The organism is Roseomonas sp. CECT 9278 (genome assembly GCF_918698155.1).
GTDB lineage: Bacteria > Pseudomonadota > Alphaproteobacteria > Acetobacterales > Acetobacteraceae > Neoroseomonas.
The window spans coordinates 172,700-191,772 of sequence record NZ_CAKKLX010000003.1 but is presented as its reverse complement, the minus strand read 5'-3'; the positions used below and the strand labels follow the sequence as shown (position 1 = coordinate 191,772).

At 72.9% G+C, this 19,073-nt stretch carries 17 protein-coding genes; 6 read left to right on the top strand and 11 right to left on the bottom strand.

Features of this window, described 5'->3' with window-relative positions; all coding sequences use genetic code 11:
* The first annotated feature begins 24 nt into the window (after positions 1-24).
* The 3 genes from lysA to LQ222_RS03465 all read left to right on the top strand — a co-directional run bounded on the left by lysA (position 25) and on the right by LQ222_RS03465 (position 6,118).
* Positions 25-1,365 carry a diaminopimelate decarboxylase gene (gene lysA / locus LQ222_RS03475; protein WP_230164505.1) on the top strand — a complete coding sequence of 447 codons (1,341 nt, stop codon included), beginning with the start codon at positions 25-27 and terminating at the stop codon, positions 1,363-1,365.
* 94 nt (positions 1,366-1,459) lie between these two features.
* Positions 1,460-4,045, top strand: a complete 2,586-nt coding sequence (locus LQ222_RS03470) for a DUF4175 domain-containing protein (protein WP_230164504.1) — start codon at positions 1,460-1,462, stop codon at positions 4,043-4,045.
* A 150-nt stretch (positions 4,046-4,195) separates the two neighbouring features.
* Positions 4,196-6,118 carry a VCBS repeat-containing protein gene (locus tag LQ222_RS03465; protein ID WP_230164503.1) on the top strand — a complete coding sequence of 641 codons (1,923 nt, stop codon included), beginning with the start codon at positions 4,196-4,198 and terminating at the stop codon, positions 6,116-6,118.
* A gap of 12 nt (positions 6,119-6,130) precedes the next feature.
* On the opposite strand, the gene LQ222_RS03460 is transcribed toward LQ222_RS03465, so the two are convergent.
* From LQ222_RS03460 to LQ222_RS03450, 3 genes are read right to left on the bottom strand one after another with little or no spacing between them, the layout of a single operon-like run.
* Positions 6,131-6,637 (bottom strand): universal stress protein, encoded by a 507-nt coding sequence (locus LQ222_RS03460; RefSeq protein ID WP_230164502.1) that lies wholly within the window; start codon positions 6,635-6,637, stop codon positions 6,131-6,133.
* Positions 6,638-6,646: 9 nt separating this feature from the next.
* The gene (locus LQ222_RS03455; RefSeq protein WP_230164501.1) at positions 6,647-7,399 is read right to left on the bottom strand and encodes a TIGR02186 family protein; all 753 of its coding nucleotides are present in this window, start codon (positions 7,397-7,399) and stop codon (positions 6,647-6,649) included.
* Positions 7,396-8,310 carry a sulfite exporter TauE/SafE family protein gene (locus LQ222_RS03450; protein WP_230164499.1) on the bottom strand — a complete coding sequence of 305 codons (915 nt, stop codon included), beginning with the start codon at positions 8,308-8,310 and terminating at the stop codon, positions 7,396-7,398. The genes LQ222_RS03455 and LQ222_RS03450 overlap by 4 nt, the downstream gene beginning before the upstream one ends.
* A 154-nt stretch (positions 8,311-8,464) precedes the next feature.
* On the opposite strand from LQ222_RS03450, the gene LQ222_RS03445 reads away from it, so the two are divergent.
* On the top strand, positions 8,465-10,051 hold the full coding sequence (locus tag LQ222_RS03445; RefSeq protein ID WP_230164497.1) for a bifunctional UDP-sugar hydrolase/5'-nucleotidase: 1,587 nt from the start codon (positions 8,465-8,467) through the stop codon (positions 10,049-10,051).
* 320 nt (positions 10,052-10,371) lie between these two features.
* Here LQ222_RS03445 and LQ222_RS03440 read toward each other — a convergent pair whose 3' ends face one another.
* The 4 genes from LQ222_RS03440 to LQ222_RS03425 all read right to left on the bottom strand — a co-directional run bounded on the left by LQ222_RS03440 (position 10,372) and on the right by LQ222_RS03425 (position 12,340).
* Complete coding sequence (locus LQ222_RS03440; RefSeq protein ID WP_230164496.1) at positions 10,372-10,818, bottom strand: DUF4214 domain-containing protein; 447 nt, start codon at positions 10,816-10,818, stop codon at positions 10,372-10,374.
* Positions 10,819-10,870: 52 nt separating this feature from the next.
* Positions 10,871-11,311, bottom strand: a complete 441-nt coding sequence (locus LQ222_RS03435; RefSeq protein ID WP_230164495.1) for a nucleoside deaminase — start codon at positions 11,309-11,311, stop codon at positions 10,871-10,873.
* 162 nt (positions 11,312-11,473) lie between these two features.
* Positions 11,474-11,833 carry a hypothetical protein gene (locus tag LQ222_RS03430; RefSeq protein WP_230164494.1) on the bottom strand — a complete coding sequence of 120 codons (360 nt, stop codon included), beginning with the start codon at positions 11,831-11,833 and terminating at the stop codon, positions 11,474-11,476.
* Between the two features lie 117 nt (positions 11,834-11,950).
* Positions 11,951-12,340: a hypothetical protein gene (locus LQ222_RS03425; protein WP_230164492.1), complete on the bottom strand. Its 390-nt coding sequence runs from the start codon at positions 12,338-12,340 to the stop codon at positions 11,951-11,953.
* Between the two features lie 229 nt (positions 12,341-12,569).
* Here LQ222_RS03425 and LQ222_RS03420 point away from each other — a divergent pair, with 229 nt between their 5' ends.
* Positions 12,570-14,225: an NAD(P)/FAD-dependent oxidoreductase gene (locus tag LQ222_RS03420; RefSeq protein ID WP_230164491.1), complete on the top strand. Its 1,656-nt coding sequence runs from the start codon at positions 12,570-12,572 to the stop codon at positions 14,223-14,225.
* A 12-nt stretch (positions 14,226-14,237) separates the two neighbouring features.
* On the opposite strand, the gene LQ222_RS03415 is transcribed toward LQ222_RS03420, so the two are convergent.
* Together LQ222_RS03415 and nth are read right to left on the bottom strand one after the other, a co-directional pair.
* Complete coding sequence (locus tag LQ222_RS03415; protein ID WP_230164490.1) at positions 14,238-14,543, bottom strand: hypothetical protein; 306 nt, start codon at positions 14,541-14,543, stop codon at positions 14,238-14,240.
* Between the two features lie 14 nt (positions 14,544-14,557).
* Positions 14,558-15,274, bottom strand: a complete 717-nt coding sequence (gene nth / locus LQ222_RS03410) for an endonuclease III (RefSeq protein ID WP_374202150.1) — start codon at positions 15,272-15,274, stop codon at positions 14,558-14,560.
* Between the two features lie 39 nt (positions 15,275-15,313).
* Between nth and LQ222_RS03405 the strand changes: the two genes are divergently transcribed.
* Positions 15,314-15,802 carry a DUF2244 domain-containing protein gene (locus tag LQ222_RS03405; RefSeq protein ID WP_230164489.1) on the top strand — a complete coding sequence of 163 codons (489 nt, stop codon included), beginning with the start codon at positions 15,314-15,316 and terminating at the stop codon, positions 15,800-15,802.
* 429 nt (positions 15,803-16,231) lie between these two features.
* Here LQ222_RS03405 and LQ222_RS03400 read toward each other — a convergent pair whose 3' ends face one another.
* Positions 16,232-17,446, bottom strand: a complete 1,215-nt coding sequence (locus LQ222_RS03400) for a DUF2336 domain-containing protein (protein WP_230164488.1) — start codon at positions 17,444-17,446, stop codon at positions 16,232-16,234.
* A complete protein-coding gene (locus tag LQ222_RS03395) occupies positions 17,443-18,846 on the bottom strand; it encodes a diguanylate cyclase (protein ID WP_230164487.1) in 1,404 nt (467 codons plus the stop codon). Before LQ222_RS03395 ends, LQ222_RS03400 begins: the two co-directional genes overlap by 4 nt.
* Between the last annotated feature and the right edge of the window lie 227 nt (positions 18,847-19,073).

The following is a 19,073-nucleotide window of genomic DNA, read 5'->3' as shown; positions in this document are numbered from 1 at the left end:
GCGCCCCATCCCGACAATCACCGGATGGCCGCGCCGCTTCCCCTGCCCGACAGCACCGACCCCAGCTTCGCCGAATTGCTGGCGCTGCGCCCGCACCTGACCCTGCACGCCATGGACGGGCTGGTCATGGAGGAGGTGCCGCTGGCGCGCATCGCGGCCGAGGTCGGCACGCCCGCCTGGGTCTATTCCGCGGGCGCGCTGCGCCGGCGCGCCCGGTCGCTGAAGGCCGCGCTGTCCGGCGCCGGGCTGGCCGCGACCATCCACTTCGCCATGAAGTGCAACGACAACCTGTCCGTCCTGCGCGTCCTCGCCGCCGAGGGCCTCGGCGCCGACGTGGTCAGCGAGGGCGAGCTGCGCATCGCCCGCGCCGCCGGCATCCCGGCCAGCGCGATCGTCTTCTCCGGCGTCGGCAAGACCGCCGACGAACTGCGCCACGCGATCGACCAGGACATCTTCCAGATCAATGCCGAAAGCGAGGAGGAGATCGCCATGATCTCCGCCATCGCATCGGGCCTGGGCCGCACCGCGCGCGTCGCACTTCGCGTGAACCCCGACGTGGACGCCAAGACCCACGCCAAGATCACCACCGGGAAAAGCGAGAACAAGTTCGGCGTCGCGATCTCCGACGCGATCGACATCTACGCCCGCATGGCTGCGCTGCCGGGCATCGACCCCATCGGCATCGCCACGCATATCGGCAGCCAGATCACCGCCGGCATGTCGGCCTATCGCGCGGCCTATGCGCGCCTGGCGGAGACCATCCGCGAATTGCGCGCCCGCGCCCTGCCGGTGCGGCGCGTGGATTGCGGCGGCGGCCTGGGCATTCCCTATCGCGACGAACCGGCCCCCAGCCCCGAGGCGCTGGCCGGTGCCATCAAGGCGACGCTGGGTGACCTCGGCCTGCCGGTCATGCTGGAGCCGGGCCGCTGGATCGCCGGGCCGGCGGGCGTGCTGCTGGCCTCGGTGGTGCTCCAGAAACAAGGTGCCGCGCATCGCTTCGTCGTGGTGGATGCCGCGATGAACGACCTGATCCGCCCTGCGATGTACGAGGCATGGCACGGCATCGTGCCGATCGGCGCCGCCCGCGCCGTGGCGCCGCTGACGCCCGCCGAGGTGGTCGGCCCGGTCTGCGAGAGCGGCGACACCTTCGCCCGTGGCCGCCTGCTGCCGGTGCTGGCGCCGGGCGATGCGGTCGCCTTCCTGGATGCCGGCGCCTATGGCGCGGTGATGTCCTCGACCTACAACGCCCGGCCCTTGGCGCCGGAGGTGCTGGTGGACGGCACCCGCTACGCCGTGGTGCGCGAACGCCAGACCCATGACGCGCTGCTGCACGGCCAGCGCGTGCCGGAATGGCTGACGACATGATGGCCCGCGCATCCGATGACCGCAGGGCGCAGGTGCCGCAGGCGCCGGGCACCGCAGGTCTGGATCGGATGCGCCACCCCGCCGGAGCCACGCCATGACCGACCGCGACCGGCTCGCCGCCCGCGTTGCGCGCCGCACCTGGCTGGCGCGCCTGGCACTGTGGTGGGAAGCCGCCTGGCCGGCGCTCTGGCCGCCGCTCGGCGTGGTCGGGCTGTTCGTCGTGGTCGCGCTGTCCGGCCTGCCGCTGGCGCTGCCGGCGCTGCTGCACCTGGCACTGCTGGCCGGCTTCGCCGCCGCGCTGGCCTGGACCGCGCGGGGCGCGGCCCGGCAGCTCGCCCTGCCCGGCGCCGCCGCCGGCCAACGCCGCATCGAACGCGATTCCGGCCTGGCGCACCGCCCCATCGCCACGCTGGGCGACCGGCCCACCGGCAACGACCCCGTCGCGCTGGCGCTGTGGCAGGCGCATCGGCGCCGCGCCACCGAACGGCTGGCCGCGCTGCGCGTCGCGGCGCCGAAGCCGGGCCTGGCCGCCATCGACCGTCGCGCGCTGCGCGGCGGGCTGGCGGTCGCGCTGGTCGCCGCCCTGGTCGTGGCGGGCACCGAGGCCCCCGAACGGCTGCGCCGCGCCCTGCTGCCCGCCTTCGCCGGCACCGCCTTGCCCACCACCCCGGGCGTGCGCCTCGAAGCCTGGGTCACGCCGCCGGCCTATACCGGCGCGGCGCCGATCTTCCTCGACCCCGCCGGCGGCAGCGCGGCGGTGCCGGCCGGCAGCCGGCTGCAGGTGGCGGTTTCGGGCGGCGCCGGCGGCGTGCCGGACCTGATGCTGGATGCGGCCGCGACACCCTTCCGCACGCTCGACCGCGGGTCCTTCGCGGCGGAGGCCACCATCGAATCCGGCGGCCGCCTGGCGGTGCGGCGCGATGGCAGCGACCTCGCGCAATGGTCGCTGTCCGTGCGTGCCGATGCGCCACCCAGCGTCGCCTGGGACCAGCCACCGGCGCGCGCCCAGCGCGGCCTGGCCATCCGCCTGCCCTGGCGGGCGGAGGATGACTGGGGCCTGGCGACGCTGCGCGTGGAACTGCGCCTGAAGCTGCGGCCGGAGGCCGAGCCCGTCACGCTCGACCTCCCGCTGCCCGGCGGCAGCCCGCGCAGCGCGCGCGGCGCGTCGCAGCCGGACCTCTCCGCCCATCCCTGGGCCGGGCTGGAGGTCGAGGCGCGCCTTGTCGCCACCGACCATGCCGGCCAGGACGGCCGCAGCGAGGGCGCCTTCCTCGAACTGCCGGAACGGTCGTTCACGCATCCCGTCTCGCAGCAGCTGATCGCCCTGCGCAAGGCCCTGTCGGTCGACCCCACCGGGCGCGAACCCGCGCGGCGCGAACTGGACCGTATCGCCGCCGCGCCCGAGGCCTTCGAGCACGACACCGGCACCTTCATGGCGCTGCGCAGCGCGCGCCACCGCCTGCTGCGCGACCGCCGCCCCACCGCGGTGACGGAAGCGCAGGAGATCCTGTGGGACGTCGCCGTCGCGCTGGAGGAAGGCCGCACCGACCGCACCGCCCGCGCCCTGGCCGAGGCGCGGCAGGCCCTGCGCGAGGCGCTGGAGGAACAGCGCCGCACGCCCAACGACCAGCGCACCGACGAACAGCGCACCGAGATGGACCGCCGCATCCAGGAACTGCGCGAGGCGATCCGCCGCCACCTGGAAGCCCTGGCCGAACGCCTGCAGCGCGAAAACGCCGAGGCGCTGCCCTATGACCCGCAGCAGCGCCTGATGGACCAGCGCGAATTGAACCGCCGCACCCAGCGCATGCAGGACGCCGCCCGCCAGGACCGCACCGAGGACGCGCAGCGCGAACTGGCGGAGCTGGAGGAAATGCTCCGCGCGCTGGAGGAAGGCCGCAACATGCGCGCCGAGGACCGCCAGCGCCAACAGCAGCGCCAGCGCGGCAACCAGCAGATGGGCGCCGTGCAGGACATGGTGCAGCGGCAGACCCAGATGCTCGACCGCAGCCACCAGCGCGCCGAGCAGACCGACCGCGAACGCACCGAACAGCGCCGCCGCCCGCCCGGCAGCTTCCCGCAGCAGCAGCAGCAGCCCCCGCAACAGGCGCAGCCCAATCCGGAGCGCCAGGCGCAGGCCCAGCAGGATGGCCGCGTGCAGCGCGCGCTGCGCCGCGCCCTGGGCGAGCTGATGCAGCAATTCGGCGACCTGACCGGCGACGTGCCGCAGCAGCTCGGCGAGGCCGACCGCGCCATGCGCGACGCCGATGAGAACCTGCGCGCCGGCGGCGACCCGCGCGACGCCCAGCAGCGCGCCATCCGCGCCCTGACCGAGGGCGGCCGCCAGATGGCCCAGCAGATGCAGCGCCAGTTCGGCCAGGGCCAGCCCGGCGAGGGCGAGGAAGACGGCGAGGGCGAAGGCGAGGGCATGGCCTCCGGCCAGCAGGGCGGCGAGGGCCAGGACCAGGCGCAGGAACAGGGCCAGGGCCGCGACCCGCTCGGCCGGCGCAACCGCGAGGCGACGGGCGGGCAGGACAATGCGTCCGACACCCGCGTGCCGGACGAGGCCGAGTTGCTGAAGACGCGCCGCATCCAGGAAGAACTGCGCCGCCGCGGCGCGGAGCGGGAACGGGCGCCCGCCGAGCTCGACTACATCGACCGGCTGCTGCGGCGGTTCTGAGCGCCGCCGGCCAGGCCGCGGGGCCGGGCACGATCGAGCAGTCGTGAACCGTTCCGCCCAACGGATTGGACGGTTGCAACTTCCGATTTATTGCATCGGCATGGATACCCCGTAGCGTCCAGGCATCGCACTGAACCTGCCGGGATCGATATGCCGCCGAGTGGCCTGAACACCCTGTCCGACGGCTTCGTCCTGGGCAGCGACATCGAAACCTCGTCGCCGTTCCGCGCCGAGATCTACAACCCGATGAAGGAATCGGACAGCATCGGGAGCTCGACGGCGGGAAACTACGCCTCGCTGACGCGGGCGGACCTGGTCTTCGCGCAGCAGGACGGGCTGCACTGGCGCGAATACGACGCGCCGTCCAATACCTTCAACGGGTCGGTGGTGTTCGGCGCCGATGCCGGGCTGGACTACATCTACACCACCGACCTCAACGGCGACGGCTTCGGCGACATCGTCGGCTTCCCGCTGACCACGGCGGTGCCGGGCGACCCCAATTCGCTCTATGTCACGTCGTTCCAGGGCACGCCCAATGCCGCGGCCGGCGCGGCGCCCTTCATTAACGAACTCTATTCCTACATCCCCGCCGGCAACATGATCCTGGAGGGCCCGTCCGACTTCCTCCAGGTGCACGATGCCGACTTCGCCGACTTCAACGGCGACGGGATCATGGACATCATCGTGGCCGGGGTGAATGGCTACGATGTCAGCGCCCCCAGCAGCGGCAACGACATCGACACCTATGGCTGCTACGCGATCGGCCTGGGCAACGGCCTGGGCAACTTCAACTTCCAGCCCTTCCAGTACAACGGCGTGCTGGCCGGCGGCGGGAATGGCAGCGCCGGGCTGACCTCCGGCATCCTCGCGCGCGTCACCACCGGCGACTTCAACGGCGACGGGCTGGTCGACGTGGCCTTCGCCTACCATCCCGACGACGGCGACGACATCGTCACGCCCAACCCGACCGCCTTCGTGGTGTGGGGCGATGCCGGCTCGTCCTCCGATGCGCCGATCCTCAACACCGACAGCAGCAACACCTACAGCAACAGCTGGCAGAACCCCCAGGACGTGGTCGCGCTGAAGCCCTATCCCAACTACTTCGCGCAGCTCGTCATCACCTTCGACGACCAGATCCACATCGCCGGCTTCGACTTCAACAAGTCGCTGGTGAACGACAACGTCATCGCTCAGACGCCGCGCGGCAATCTCGGCACGCTGCTCGACTACGATCTCGATGGCTCGCCCGACATCATGGTGTCGGATGGCGAAAGCTCGGCGATCTATTTCGGCTACGACTGGCTTGGCACCAGCGGGGACTATGCCTACGAACAGACCGGGCTGACGCTCGGCACCGACATCGCGAACGCGACCGGCGCGGATTTCAACGGCGACGGCAAGCCGGATTTCTACGGCTCCTACAACGACTACCTCTACGCCTACGAGAACGTCACCACGCCGGCCTCCTCGGCGGTGACGCTGGTCGAAGCGGACGCCGTCGCGCCACAGGCGGTCAATGGCGTTGCCGCCGCCTTCATGACCGGCGACGGCGCGGCGCGCTACGAGGTCTCGGTGGTCGGCGGCCGCACCGCCCAGGACAACGCGCTCGGCTGGTTCGAAATGCACGCCGACGGCACCTTCGGCACGGCGCGCTTCATCGACCTCGATGATGCCGCGGCGGGTGGCGTGGGTCTCGCCACGCCGGCCGCGGGCGCGCGCATCGCCCTGTTCCTCGTGGCCAATGGCGCCTTCCTGAACGGCGACCTCGATGGCGCGTTCCGCTTCGTGGATGCCGAGACCGGCGATACGGCGCGGCTCGGCAGCACGTCGCCGAGGCTGGTGCGCGACGGCACGGGCGCCGCCATCCTGGGCGACATCTTCCACACGCTGGACGCCAACCCCTTCGATGCCGGCAACGCGCTCAACACCGGCGGCGAGGTCCAGGCCCTCTCGCGCGCGGACGGCGCGCAAAGCCTGCTTGTCGCCTTCGAGGACCTGCGCTTTTCCGCCAGCGATGCGGACTTCAACGACCTGGTGCTGCGCGTCAGCGTCTCGACCGACCTGGTGTTGTGACGCGCGCCGCCGTCAGGTGACGCGGTCGAGCTCCTTCTCGTCCAGCGCGCCGGGCACCAGCGTCAGCGGCACGCTCAGCCGGTTCGCATAGCGCCCGGTCAGCGCCGCGATCAGCGGCCCGGGCCCGCCGGACCCCGGCGCCATCGCCAGCACCAGGATCGAAATGCGCGGGTCTTCCTCAAGCAGCTTGAGCAATTCGTCGCGCGATTCGCCCTCGCGGATGATCAGGATGGGGAAGCCGCCGGTGATCTCGTTCACCTCGGCGGCCAGGCCCGAGAGCATCTTCTCGGCTTCCTCGCGCCGTTCCTCCTGCATCATCACGCCCACGCCGGCCCATTCCACCAGGCCGACCGGTTCGATCACGCGCAGCAGCGCCACGCGCCCGCCGCCCTTGCGCGCCCGCAGGCAGGCATAGCGCAGCGCCACCGCGCGTTCGGGGCTGTCATCCACCACCACCAGGAAGATGCGGTCGCGCTTGGCGGCGCTGGTGGCGGCGGCGGCTTCCTCGGTGCCTGGCATCTGCAGCCCTCAGTTGCGGCGGAACAGGACGGAACCCAGCCACCCGGCAAGGGCGGCCAGCACGATGCAGCCCAGACCATAGAGCAGCGGCGCGGTGCGGGCGATATTGGCGATCCAGGCGGCCGTACCCACCCGGTCCACGCGCAGGAACAGTTCCTGACGGGCCACGATGCGCCGGTCGCGCACCAGCAGCACCTCCACCCGGTAGTCCCCGGTCTGCACCGTGTCGGGGAAGGACACGCGCGTGCTGAACAGCCGGCCGCCCGCCACCGAGACCGGCGCGGCGTATTCCTGCCAGCGCCCATCCTGCTGCTTGAGGTCGAGCAGCGCCGCGCGGAAGGCCGGCGCCTGCGCTCCCACCGCCCGCAGCGGCAGGGCCTCAAGGCCGAGCCTGGCGCTGCGGCGCACCTCCTCGGGCAGCACTTCCCAGACCGGCCGGGTGGCGGCGATGGCGTAGAAGCCCGGGATCTCGGGGAAGGTCGCCGCCGGCCCGTTCACCCAGAAGCCGAGCACATTGACCTTGCGCCGCACCACGGTGGCCTGCGACGGGCCCCAGGCCAGCACCACCACATCCTCGCCGGTCTGCGGGCCGATCAGGTTCTCGGTGGCGCCGAACACGATGACCGACGCGCCGGTGAATCCGGTGGTGATCTCGACCTGGTTGGTCGACAGGTCGGCGGTGAGAAGCGGCGTGGTGGCGGGCTGCTGCGCGCGGGCGGGCAGCGCCAAGGCCAGCGCGATCAGCAGCGCCGCCCACCTCATCGCGCCAGGCCGATGGCGAACAGGTTCTCCGGCGCGCGGATCAGGTCCCAGGCCAGGCCCAGCGCGACCGACAGCACCAGCAGGCCGAGCAGCGCGCGGGTTTCCTCCCCGCGCAGCTTCGTGCCCATCGATGCGCCGAACTGCGCCCCGGCCACGCCGCCGGCCAGCAGCAGCAGGGTCAGCACGATGTCCACGCTGCCGACCTGCCAGGCCTGCAGCAGCGTCACGTTGGCCGACACGAACACCACCTGGAACAGCGACGTGCCGATCACGACCGAGGTGGGCATGCCCAGCAGGTAGATCATCGCCGGTACCAGCATGAACCCGCCGCCCACGCCCATCACGGCCGACAGCACGCCGATGCCGAAGCCCACCAGCAGCGGCGGCACGATCGAGATGTACAGGCGCGACTTGCGGAACCGCATCTTGAACGGCAGGCCGTGCAGCCAGGTGTGCTCGCCGGTGCGCGCCGCGGACACGCCGGTGCGCCGGCGGCGGATGATGGCGCGCACGCTCTCGCGCACCATCAGCATGCCCACCGTGCCCAACACCACCACGTAGAAGAACGACACCGCGACATCGACCTGCCCGGCGCGCCGAAGTGCCGCGAACAGCTGCACCCCCAGCGCCGATCCGACGAAGCCCCCGGCCAGCAGCACCAGGCCCATCCGCAGGTCGACATTGTCGCGCCGCCACTGCGCGATCAGGCCCGAGACCGAGGCCCCCAGCGTCTGGTTGGCACCCGACGCCACCGCGACCGGGGAGGGGATTCCGATCAGGATCAGCAATGGTGTCAGCAGGAACCCCCCGCCCACGCCGAACAGCCCCGACAGCCAGCCCACGCCGAAGCCGATGCCCAGCAGCAGCAGGGCATCCACACTCATCTCGGCGATCGGCAGGTAGACCTGCATCGCGCGCCCCGCGCTTCGGTTGCGGTGAATCCTCGACGACGCCAGGCGTGAGCCCGGGCGCGCCACCGCGTTTGAACCCGACGGCGCAACGCGGCAAGGGACAATCGACGCGCGACGCGGCAGGATTGCGGCAGCCACCCGCATGAGGCCCCGCATGATGCTCACCCGCCGCCTGCTGCTCGGCGCCACGATCGCCACGCCCTTCCTGCGCCCTGCCGCCGCGCAGGCGGCGCGGCGCATCCGCATCATCCACACCAATGATTTCCACAGCCGGCACGAACCGGTGGTGCGCGCCACCGGCGCGGCCTGCCGGGCAAACGAGACCTGCCTGGGCGGTTCCGCGCGCCTGGCCGGTGGTGTCGCGGCCGCGCGCGCCGAGGCCGCGGCGGCCGGGCGCGCCGTGGTCGCGGTGGATGCCGGCGACCAGTTCATGGGCTCCCTGTTCTACACGCAGCATCGCGGCGCCGCGGAGCTGGCGGTGATGCGCGCCTGGGGCTGCGAGGCAATGACGCTGGGCAACCACGAATTCGACAACGGGGCCGAGGTGCTGGCCCGCTTCGCCACCGCCGCCCCCTTCCCCATCCTCGGCGCGAACATCGATGCACGCGCCGAACCGCTGCTGGCCGGGCGGATTCGCCCATGGTTCGAGACGGTGCGCGACGGCGCGCGGATCGCCTTCGTGGGCGTCAGCACGCCGGAGACGCCGCAGCTCTCCTCGCCCGGCCGCAACCTCCGCTTCACCGATCCGGCCGAGGCCGCCACGCGCGCCATTGCCGAGATCCGCGCGAGCGGCCCCGCCACCATCGTGCTGCTGTCGCATCTGGGCCTCGCGGCCGACCGCCACATCGCGGAGCAGGTGGCGGGCATCGATGCCATCCTGGGCGGGCATTCGCACACGCTGCTGGCGGCGGAACCCGACGCCGACGGGCCATCCCCCACGCTGGTGGATGGGCGCGACCGCACGGTGCGCATCCTGCAGACCGGGGCTTATGGGCGCTTCCTCGGGCGGCTCGACCTCGATCTTGCGGTGGATGGGCGGATCGCGGCGCAGGGCGGGTCGACCATCCCGCTCGGCGCCGGGATCGCCGAGGATGCGCGCGTGGCGGCCCTGGTCGCCGAGCTTGCCGCACCGCTCGAGGAAACCCGCCGCCGCCCGGTCGGCCGGCTGCCCATGGCGCTGCCCAACGCCGATTGCCGGCGCGGCGAATGCGCGCTGGGCAACCTGGTGGCCGAGGCGATGCTCGCCGCCGTGCCGGGCGCTGAGGCCGCCATCACCAATGGCGGCGGCCTGCGCGCCGGCCTGCCCGACGGCCAGGTGACGATCGGCGACGTGCTGACCGTGCTGCCCTTCGGCAACACCGTCGCGGTGATGGGGCTGCGCGGCGCCGACGTGCTGGCCGCGATCGAGCACGGCCTGTCGCAGGGGGCCGGCACCGCGGGGCGCTTCCCCCAGGTCGCCGGGCTGCGCTTCGCCTGGGACCCCACGGCGCCGCCGGGCAGCCGCGTACGCGGGATGCAGGTGGCGCAGGGGTCGCGCTTCGCGCCGATCGACCCCGGGCGGGTGTATCGGGTGGTCACCAACGACTTCATGCGCAAGGGCGGCGACGGGTACGTCATGTTCCGCGACCGCGCGCTGGACCCCTACGACACCGGGCCGGTGCTGGACGAGGTGGTGGCGAATGCGATCGCCGCCGGGCGGCTGGCGGGCGTGCCGCCGGATGGGCGCATCGCGCTGCGGTAAAGCCCTCTCGGCTCGCCGCAACGTCTCCTGGCCGCCATCTTCACGCGCAGCTTCACCCGGCCAGGTGATTGCGCGCGGGCGGGACCCGTTCTCCAGCTCCCGGGCCGCGCTTGCGCCGGCCGGAGGGCCGCGGCGGGACCTGTGGCGATGTCGTCCGGCCTGCGGATGCGTCGCCGCCGCGACCCCGGGGACGGCGCGGAGCCGGGCCGCGCGGCGGACCGCGCCGCGGCGCCACGCCCGCCCGGCGGTGGCGATTCGGACACCGGCCCCCGCCCCCACCCGCGCGGCATCCGGCGGGCAAGGGGCGGCGGGCGCGTGCATCAGCCGAGCCGCTGTTCCAGCCGCGCCAGCCGTGCCTCGACCCGCGCGGCGCGTTCGCGCGTGACCGCGCCGAGCGCGTCGGCCAATTGCTGGTGCAGCGCGCGCAGTTCGACATCCGGCACAGTGCCGAGCGTGGCCAGCACTGCCGCCAGGGCCTCGCCCGTGCTGCCGGCGGCCGCCGCGGGGGCGGGGTCGGCGGGAGGGGGCGCGGCCTCGGGCGGCGGGTCGTCCACGAAGGTCAGCACCACGCCGAGCGCGCGGCCCTCGGCGCTGGCCGCGACATCCTGGATCACCTGGCGGCGGATGTCGGGGCGGTTCTCCACGCGCTGGAGGTGATGGCGGTAGCCGTCCTCGTCCGGCCAGCGGTTGAGGATGACGGTATAGAGGTTGACGACGAATTCGTGGTCGCTGCCGGCCAGCAATTCGCTGCCGTTCACCTCGCGCATGGGGGACCTCCGTGGGACAGGGGGGCTGAATGCCCGGCGGGTGCGGGCATGGTCAACGCCGGGCCGTGAAGAAATGGCGCAGCAGGGCGGCACAATCGCTCTCGCGCAGGCCGCCGACCACCTCGGGGGCGTGGTGGCAGGAAGGGGCGGCGAAGATGCGCGCGCCGTGGTCCACGCCACCGCCCTTCGGGTCGTAGGCGCCGAAGACCAGGCGCTTCACGCGGAAGAAGGACGCCGCCTGGGCGCACATCGGGCAGGGTTCCAGCGTGACGGTCAGGGTGCAGCCGACCAGGCGGGGGCTGCGCAGGCGGGCGGCGGCGGCGCGGAGCGCCAGGATCTCGGCATGGGCGGATGCGTCGTGGCGGGCCTCGACCTCGTTGCCGGCGGCGGCCAGCACGGTGCCGGCTTCGTCGGTGACCACGGCGCCCACGGGAACCTCGCCGCGGGCGGCGGCGGCGGCGGCTTCGGCCAGGGCCAGGTCGATCGGGGTCATGGAGACGCCATGGCCGTCAGCGCATCCACCCCGGCCGGATCGCGCCACGATGTGTGGGGGCCGCCGGCGGGAGAAGCGGCGGGACCGCCGGGTATCGCCGTCAACAATGCGCCTCCACAAGACCGCCCCGCGCGGTGTGTTCCGGCCGGGCCGCCGGGCGTATCAGATGCTCGCCTGCCAGAACAGGACAACATCCGAAAACCGGATGGTGCGGGAATCGCTTGAGCTGCTGTTGTAGCTGAAGACATTCTCGCCAGGCTTCACGACGCCCGCCGCGACCACCTCCTGAAAGAACCGCACCGGGCGGGAATCGCCGCTGCTGGCGGTCCAGGTCCAGGCCAGGCTGCCGTTCAGGCGAACATTGACCGTGACACCATCGTCGCTGTCCGCGTCGAACATGAAGGTCAGGATCGAACGCGACGACGGATGGATGTTGTCCGGAACCGTGAATTTGCGTGAGTCGGTGCTGTTTTCCGAGATCCAGCTATCGACGATGATGGAATAGTCCGCGACGCGCGCCATCTTGAAGCCTTTCCTGGACGGGAAGATTTCCGCACGAGTGTTCCGGCACTTGCTGGATGTCTGTCGTCTCGCGATCCGGCTGACGCAGAACGGTCACCATGGGGCGACGCGCCCCTGTCAGATGTCCGCCTGCCACCAGAGCACGGCATCGGAGATCTCGATGATCGACAGGCCACCATCTGGATCGTCGAAATCGACGATGAAGCTGAATGTATTCTCGCCTGGCTTCACAACGCCTGCTGGAATCACTTCCTGAAACACGCGGGTCGGATTGCTGTCGTTTGTCCAGTTCCAGGTCCAGACCGTATTCCCATTCAATCGCAGTTTTGTTTCCATGCCATCGAAGGAGCCGAAAGGTACATCGCGCTTGTCATATCCCCGCGCCTTGATCTTGAACCGCAGGACCGAACGCGATCCGGCATGAATATTGTCGGGCACGGAAAAATTTGTGCTGCTGCTTTGCATCACGCTGTCGGCAATGATGGAATAATCCGCGACGCGTGCCATTTCAGCGTCCTTTCCCAGAGCGGAAATTTTCCGCCGGAACGTGCCGCAGCGCCCACAGCATGGCCGGGCGTCAAGACGAATGCCACGACATCGTAAGAGACTTGCACCCGGGGGTGCAACAAATTGCTCGGTCGGGCCAGCGTTTCCGAGCCCGCAGCGGCCCCGCCTGGCCGCGGTTGCCGCGCCCCGCCGCCGGGTGAACACTCCCGCCGAACGGAAGGACACCGCCATGCCAGAGGCCCCCGCCGCCCCCGTCATGCCCGAGACCACCTTCGACGCGCTGATCGTCGGCGCCGGCTTCGCCGGGCTGTACCAGCTGCATGCGCTGCGCGACCGCCTCGGCCTGCGCGCCCATGTGCTGGAGGCCGCCGATGGCGTGGGCGGCACCTGGACCTGGAACCGCTACCCCGGCGCGCGCTGCGATTCCGAAAGCCACGCCTATGCCTTCTATTTCTCCGACGACCTCCTGCAGTCCTGGGACTGGTCCGAACGCTACCCCCAGCAGCCCGAGATCCTGCGCTACCTGAACCATGTGGCGGACCGGCTGGACCTGAAGCGCGACATCACCTTCGGCGCGCGCGTCGGCAGTGCGCGCTGGGACGCCGCCGCCGGGCTGTGGCGCGTGGCGACGCAGGATGGCCGGCGCTATGCCGCGCCCTTCCTGGTCACCGCCGTCGGCTGCCTGTCATCGACCAACATGCCCGACATCCCGGGGCGCGAGGACTTCGCCGGCGCCGTCCACCACACCGGCGAATGGCCGCATGACGGCGTGGATGTCAGCGGCAAGCGCGTGGCGATGATCGGCACCGGCTCCACCGGCATCCAGGCCGCGCCGGTGCTGGCGGAGGCCGCGGCGCATCTCACGGTGTTCCAGCGCACCGCGAACTACTCCATCCCGGCGCGCAACCGGCCGCTGGACGATGCCTTCAAGCACTGGGCGAAGGCCCATGCGGCCGAGATCCGCGCGACGATGCATGCGACGCCGAACGGGCACCCCTGGACGGTCGGGCCGCGCTCGGCGCTCGAGGTGAGCGCCGAGGAGCGCGAGGCCGCCTACGCCGCCGCCTGGGAGAAGGGCGGCCTGGCGCTGCGCGCCACCTTCCGCGACATCCTGACCGACCGCGCCGCCAACGACACCGCGGCCGACTTCATCAAGGCGCGCATCCGCGAGGTGGTGCAGGACCCCGCCACGGCGGCGAAGCTGGCGGATATCGACCACCCCTTCGCCACCAAGCGCCCGCCCATCGACACCGGCTATTTCGAGACCTTCAACCGCGCCAACGTGGCGCTGGCGGATATCCGCGCCGACCCGATCGAACGGATCACCGCCACCGGGATCAGGCTGCGCAGCGGGGCCGAGCACGCGGTCGATGTCATCGTCTTCGCCACCGGCTTCGATGCCATGACCGGGGCGCTGCTGCGCATGGGCATCAGCGGGCGCGACGGGCTGGCGCTGAGCGATGCCTGGGCGGCCGGGCCGCGCACGCAGCTGGGGCTGCAGGTGCCGGGCTTCCCGAACCTGTTCACCATCACCGGCCCCGGCAGCCCATCCGTGCTGACCAACATGCCGGTGGCGATCGAACAGCATGTCGAATGGATCACCGACTGCATCGCGCAGCTGCGCGCCCAGGGCCGCGCCACCATCGAGGCGACGGACGACGCCGCCGAGGCCTGGGTCGCGCATGTCAACGACGCGGCGAACGCCACGCTGATGCCGCAGGCCGGGCATTCCTGGTACCTCGGCGCGAATGTGCCGGGCAAGCCGCGGGTCTTCATGCCCTATGCCGGCGGCATGGCGCGGTATCGCGCGATCTGCGCCGAGGTCGCGGCGCAGGGCTATCCGGGCTTCGTCATGGCGGGGCAGGCGGCGCGCGTGCCGGCCTGAGCCGCGCCGCGGTCAGAAGGTGACGCGCGGCGGCGGCTGCGGCGTGCCCGGCGGGATGGCGCCGGCGCGGATCATGCACGCGTGATACAGCTGCGGCAGCAGGACCAGCAGCTGCTGGCGGACCGTCTCGCTGTTCGAGGGATTGCCGCCGGCCTCCGACCCCAGCCGGCGCACCTGCGGGTCGCGTTCGATCTCGCTGCGGCAGGCGGCGGCGACCGGGCCGGGGTCCTGCGGCACATTCGCCCAGACGCCGCCGCCGCAGCCGGCGGTGGCGAGCGCCAGGGCCAGCATCGGCGCGGCGGTCCACGGGTGCTTCATCGGAGGATCTCCCTTCACGCCGGCGGCGCCAGCACCTTGTCGCGGTAGTTGCACATGGCGCGCGCCACGCAGCGCCAGCATTCCGGCGCGCGCGCCTTGCACACGTAGCGGCCGTGCAGGATCAGCCAGTGATGCGCGTCGCGCAGCAATTCCGGTGGGCAGCGCCTGACCAGGCGTTCCTCGACCTCGCGCACGTTGCGCCCCGGCGCCAGGCCGCAGCGATTGCCCAGGCGGAAGATGTGGGTGTCGACCGCCATCGTCTCCTGCCCGAACACCACGTTGAGCACCACATTCGCGGTCTTGCGGCCGACGCCGGGCAGGGCTTCCAGCGCCACGCGGTCGGCGGGGACCTGGCCGCCATGCTTGTCCAGCAGGTCGCGCGCCAGGGCGGCGACGTTGCGCGCCTTGCCCTGCCACAGCCCGATGGTGCGGATGAAGGGGCCGATGCCCTCGGCCCCCAGCGCGGCCATCGCCGCCGGCGTGGGGGCGGCGGCGAACAGCGCGGGCGTGCAGCGGTTCACCGCGGCATCGGTGGTCTGCGCCGACAGCACCACGGCGACCAGCAGGGTGAAGGGGTCGCTGTAGATGAGCTCGGTCTCGGGCGCGGGGTTCGCCACCGCGAGGGCGCGGATGAAGGCCTCGGCCTGGGGGGCTGGCATCATGCGCGCGCGCCGCGGCGCGGCGGCGGAGCCGTGGTCGGGGCGCTTCGGCTTGGCGGGGCGGGCGGTCATGGCTGGCAAGGGCGCGATCCTCGCCTATCCTCTGGTGCGATGACAGCCCCTGCCGAACCGGTCCTGTTCCAGGCCGTCTGCACGCCGCCGCGGTCGCTGACGCGGCGCGGCTTCGGCGCCTTCGCGGTGCTGCTGGGCGTGGTCTCGGCGGCGCTGGGCGGGCTGTTCCTGGCGATCGGCGCCTGGCCCGTGCTGCCCTTCCTGGGCGCCGAGCTGGTCTTCGCGCTGGCCATGGTGGCGCTGCATGTGCGCGGCGCGGCGCGGCGGTCGGAACTGCTGCTGCTGGTGCCCGGGCGGCTGTCGATCGCGCGGACCGACGCGCGCGGGCGGCGGGAGGAGATCGTGCTCGACCCCTACTGGGCGCGCGTGACCCACCACGCGGATCCCGGCGGGGCCGGCCGCCTGCTGCTGGAAAGTCGCGGCCGCGTGGTCGAGATCGGCCACGACCTGGGCGCCGAGGACAAGGCGTCGCTGCAGCAGGCCCTGCACGCGGCGCTGGTGCAGGCACGCCGGCCGGATTTCGGGTGATGTGAGGTTTTGTTTGCCCGCAGGCGGCGGGCGCCGGGGACTGGTGCGCCCGGCGGGGCTGATGGGCTGGGCGCGGTCGCGCATTCGCGCTCCCGGATCGTGCCTTCGCACGATCCGAGTCTTTGCGTGACTCTCAGGCGGCGGGCGCCGGCCGTCCGGCCGGCTTGCCTGCGCGCCGGGGACTGGTGCGCCCGGCGGGGCTGATGGGCTGGGCGCGGTCGCGCATTCGCGCTCCCGGATCGTGCCGTCGCACGATCCGAGTCTTTGCGTGACCCTCAGGCGGCGGGCGCCGGCCGTCCGGCCGGCTTGCCTTCGCGCCGGGGCTGGTGCGCCCGGCGGGGCTGATGGGCTGGGCGCGGTCGCGCATTCGCGCTCCCGGATCGTGCCTTCGCACGATCCGAAGGAGTGGGGCGCTGTCTGCTCGCGCGGTCAGCCTTGCCGCGCGGCGGCGCGGGCCAGCGCATCCACGCGCCAGCGCAATTCGCCATCACCCACCAGGGAGGGCGCCACGCTGGTCGCGCCGGGCATCCCCGGCGCCAGCAGCGCCACCACGGCCTCGGCGGCTTCCGGCGCCAGCGCGGCCTGGCGGCACATGCCCGCCACCGACTTCGCGCAGCGCGTCGCGATCGCATGGTCCACCGCGCTGCGCGGCATGCGGCTGAGCGCCGCCAGCGCCGCGGCGACGAAGGCGACCTCCCCGCCATGGGCGGCGCGCAGGATGGTTGCGTCGTTCAGCGCGCCGGCGCGGTCCAGAATGGTGGCGCGGGTGGCGGCATCCTCGGCGCTTTCGCCGGCGCGCGGCGCCCCCGCCAGGCGCGTCGCGACCGCCGCGCGCACCTGGACGGCCACCGCCGGCGGCAGGTCGGCGCGCTCGGCCAGCGGGGCCAGCAGTTCCTCGGCGATGAAGGCGGCCAGCGCCACCGCCGCGCGCGGTGGCAAATAGGGCCGGCGCACCAGCGGTTCCTGCCAGGCGGTGTGCTCGGCCGCCTGCACCACCAGCGCGTCCAGCGTGCTCTCGCGGATGGCGGCGGTGCGGTTGCGCAGCAGCATGCCGATGGCGGAGGCATCGCCGGTGGCGACCAGCGCATCGGCCACGGCCTCGCTGATGCCGGGGCGGCGGGCGACGGCGGTCAGGGTCTCGCGCACCGGCGGCGCATCGACCAGCGCCAGCAGGTCGGCCTCGGTCAGCAGGGGCGACAGGCGGATCACCGGGCCGGCCACGCGGATGTCGCGGTCGGCCGCCAGGGCCAGCACCATCTCGCGCGGCGCGGCGGGCAGGTCGCGCACCGCCTCGGCGATGGTGGCGCGGATCTCGGCGGCGGTGTCGGCGGCCAGTTGCGCCAGCGCCGTCCAGGCCATGTGCGCGAGCCGATCCTGCTGCGCCGGCGCCAGGTCGGGCGCCAGCGCCGCCAGCCGGGTGGCGAGCGTCGCACGCACCTCCTGCTCGCCATCGCCGGCCAGCACGGGGAAGCTGTGGTGCGGCGTGGCGGGATTGCCGGCGACGGCGCGACGCACCGCGGGGTCGTCATCCCCCGCCAGGTAGTACAGCGCCTCCGGCGGCGCCTGCGGATTGGCGGCCAGCGCGGCGCGGGAGGGGGTGTGGCCTTCGTCGAGGATGCGCGCGGCGGCGCCGAGCCCGATCATGGCGCCGGCTCCGCCAGCCGCCAGCCGCCGCGGCCATGGCGCTTCGCGTCGTACAGCGCGGCATCGGCACGCGCGAGCAGCCGCGCGACGCTCTCGTTCGATGCGGGATCCCAGGCGGCGAGGCCCAGGCTGAATCGCGGCGCGTGGTCGTGGTCCTGCGCCGCGGCGGCGTCCAGCAGCGCCCGCGCGCGCGTGATCGCGGCCGCCGCATCGGCGCCGGCGATCCACAGGATGAATTCATCGCCGCCGAAACGCCCCACGATGTCGCCCTCCGCCGCGGTGGCGCGCAGCATCCGCGCGGTGGCGCGCAGCGCGACGTCGCCGGCCTCGTGCCCATGGCGGTCGTTCAGCGGCTTGAGGTTGTCGAGGTCGAGGAAGGCCAGCGCGCCGCGGACCCCGCCCGGACCCGCTTCGGGCCCCGCGGGATCGCGTGGCGCTTCGCCAGCCGCCTCCGCCCCCGTTGCGCCGCGAGGATCGCGCCGCGCGGGATCCAGCCGCGCCTCCAGCGCATCGAGGAAGGCGCGGCGGTTGTCGAGCCCGGTCAGCGGGTCGGTGCTGGCCTGGCGTTCCAGTTCGCGCTGCATGCGGTCGAAGCCCAGCACCGCGCCCAGCATGGCCGCCATCGATCGCAGCACGGCCAGGTCCTCGGGGTCCCAGTCGCGCGCGCCGGGGTCGCGCCAGGCGGCCAGGGCGCTGGCGGCGGGCGGACGGCCATGGTGGTGCAGCACCGCGCCGGGTTCGCCGGTGTCGAGCAGGCCGAGCCAATCCTGCCCGATGCGCAGCGCCGGCCCGGCGCGATCGAGCAGCGCGGGGGGCGGGCCGGTGGTGGTGGCGGCGACCTCGGGCAGCGGGTCGGCCGGCACCAGCATCGCGGTGCCGGCGCAGCCCAGCGCATCGCGCAGCCCGGCCAGGCCGAATTCCACCGCCTCCCGCGCGGTGCCGGCGTGGCGCACGCATTCCGCCAGGGAATCGAGCAGTGCGGCGCGGCGCAGCCCGGCCGCCGCGCTGGCCGCCGCGGCTTCCTGCTGCGTCACGTCGTGCGCCGCGCCGCGCAGCCCCGCATGGCCGCCACGCTCATCGCCCAGCGGCGCCAGCGAGAGGGCCAGGCAGCGCGGCTGCCCCTGCGCATCCGCCATCCAGACGCGGTGGCCGCGCAGCGCCTGGCGCAGGGCGAAGGGGTTGGGCACGGCGCCGAGCAGCAGGCTGTCGGCGCGCCGGCCGAGCAGGTCCGCCGCACGATGGCCCAGCACGGTGTCCGGCCACAGGAAGGTGAAGCGGCCGGCATTGTCGGTCTCGAACACCAGGTCGGCCGCAAGGCCAGCCAGGTCCTGCCAGCGCTGACGCGATTCCAGCAACGCGCCGTGCAGCGCCGCGGAGGCGGCGGCCGCAGGCGGGACCATCACCGACCAGTCCTCAGGGCGGAGCGCCGTGTTCATCGGGGTGATGGAAGCGCGCGGCGGGTGAATCTCCGGTTAGCGCGGGGCGGTCAGGGCGCGCCGGGGCGTACGTGCCTCCGGACCCACGGAAACGAAGGGCTGGTGGGGAGGAGGGGCTCGTCGGTGCCGCCGACGGCAGGGCACGCCACGCCCCTCCTCCCCACCAGCCCTTTGACCCCGGGTCTGGGAGG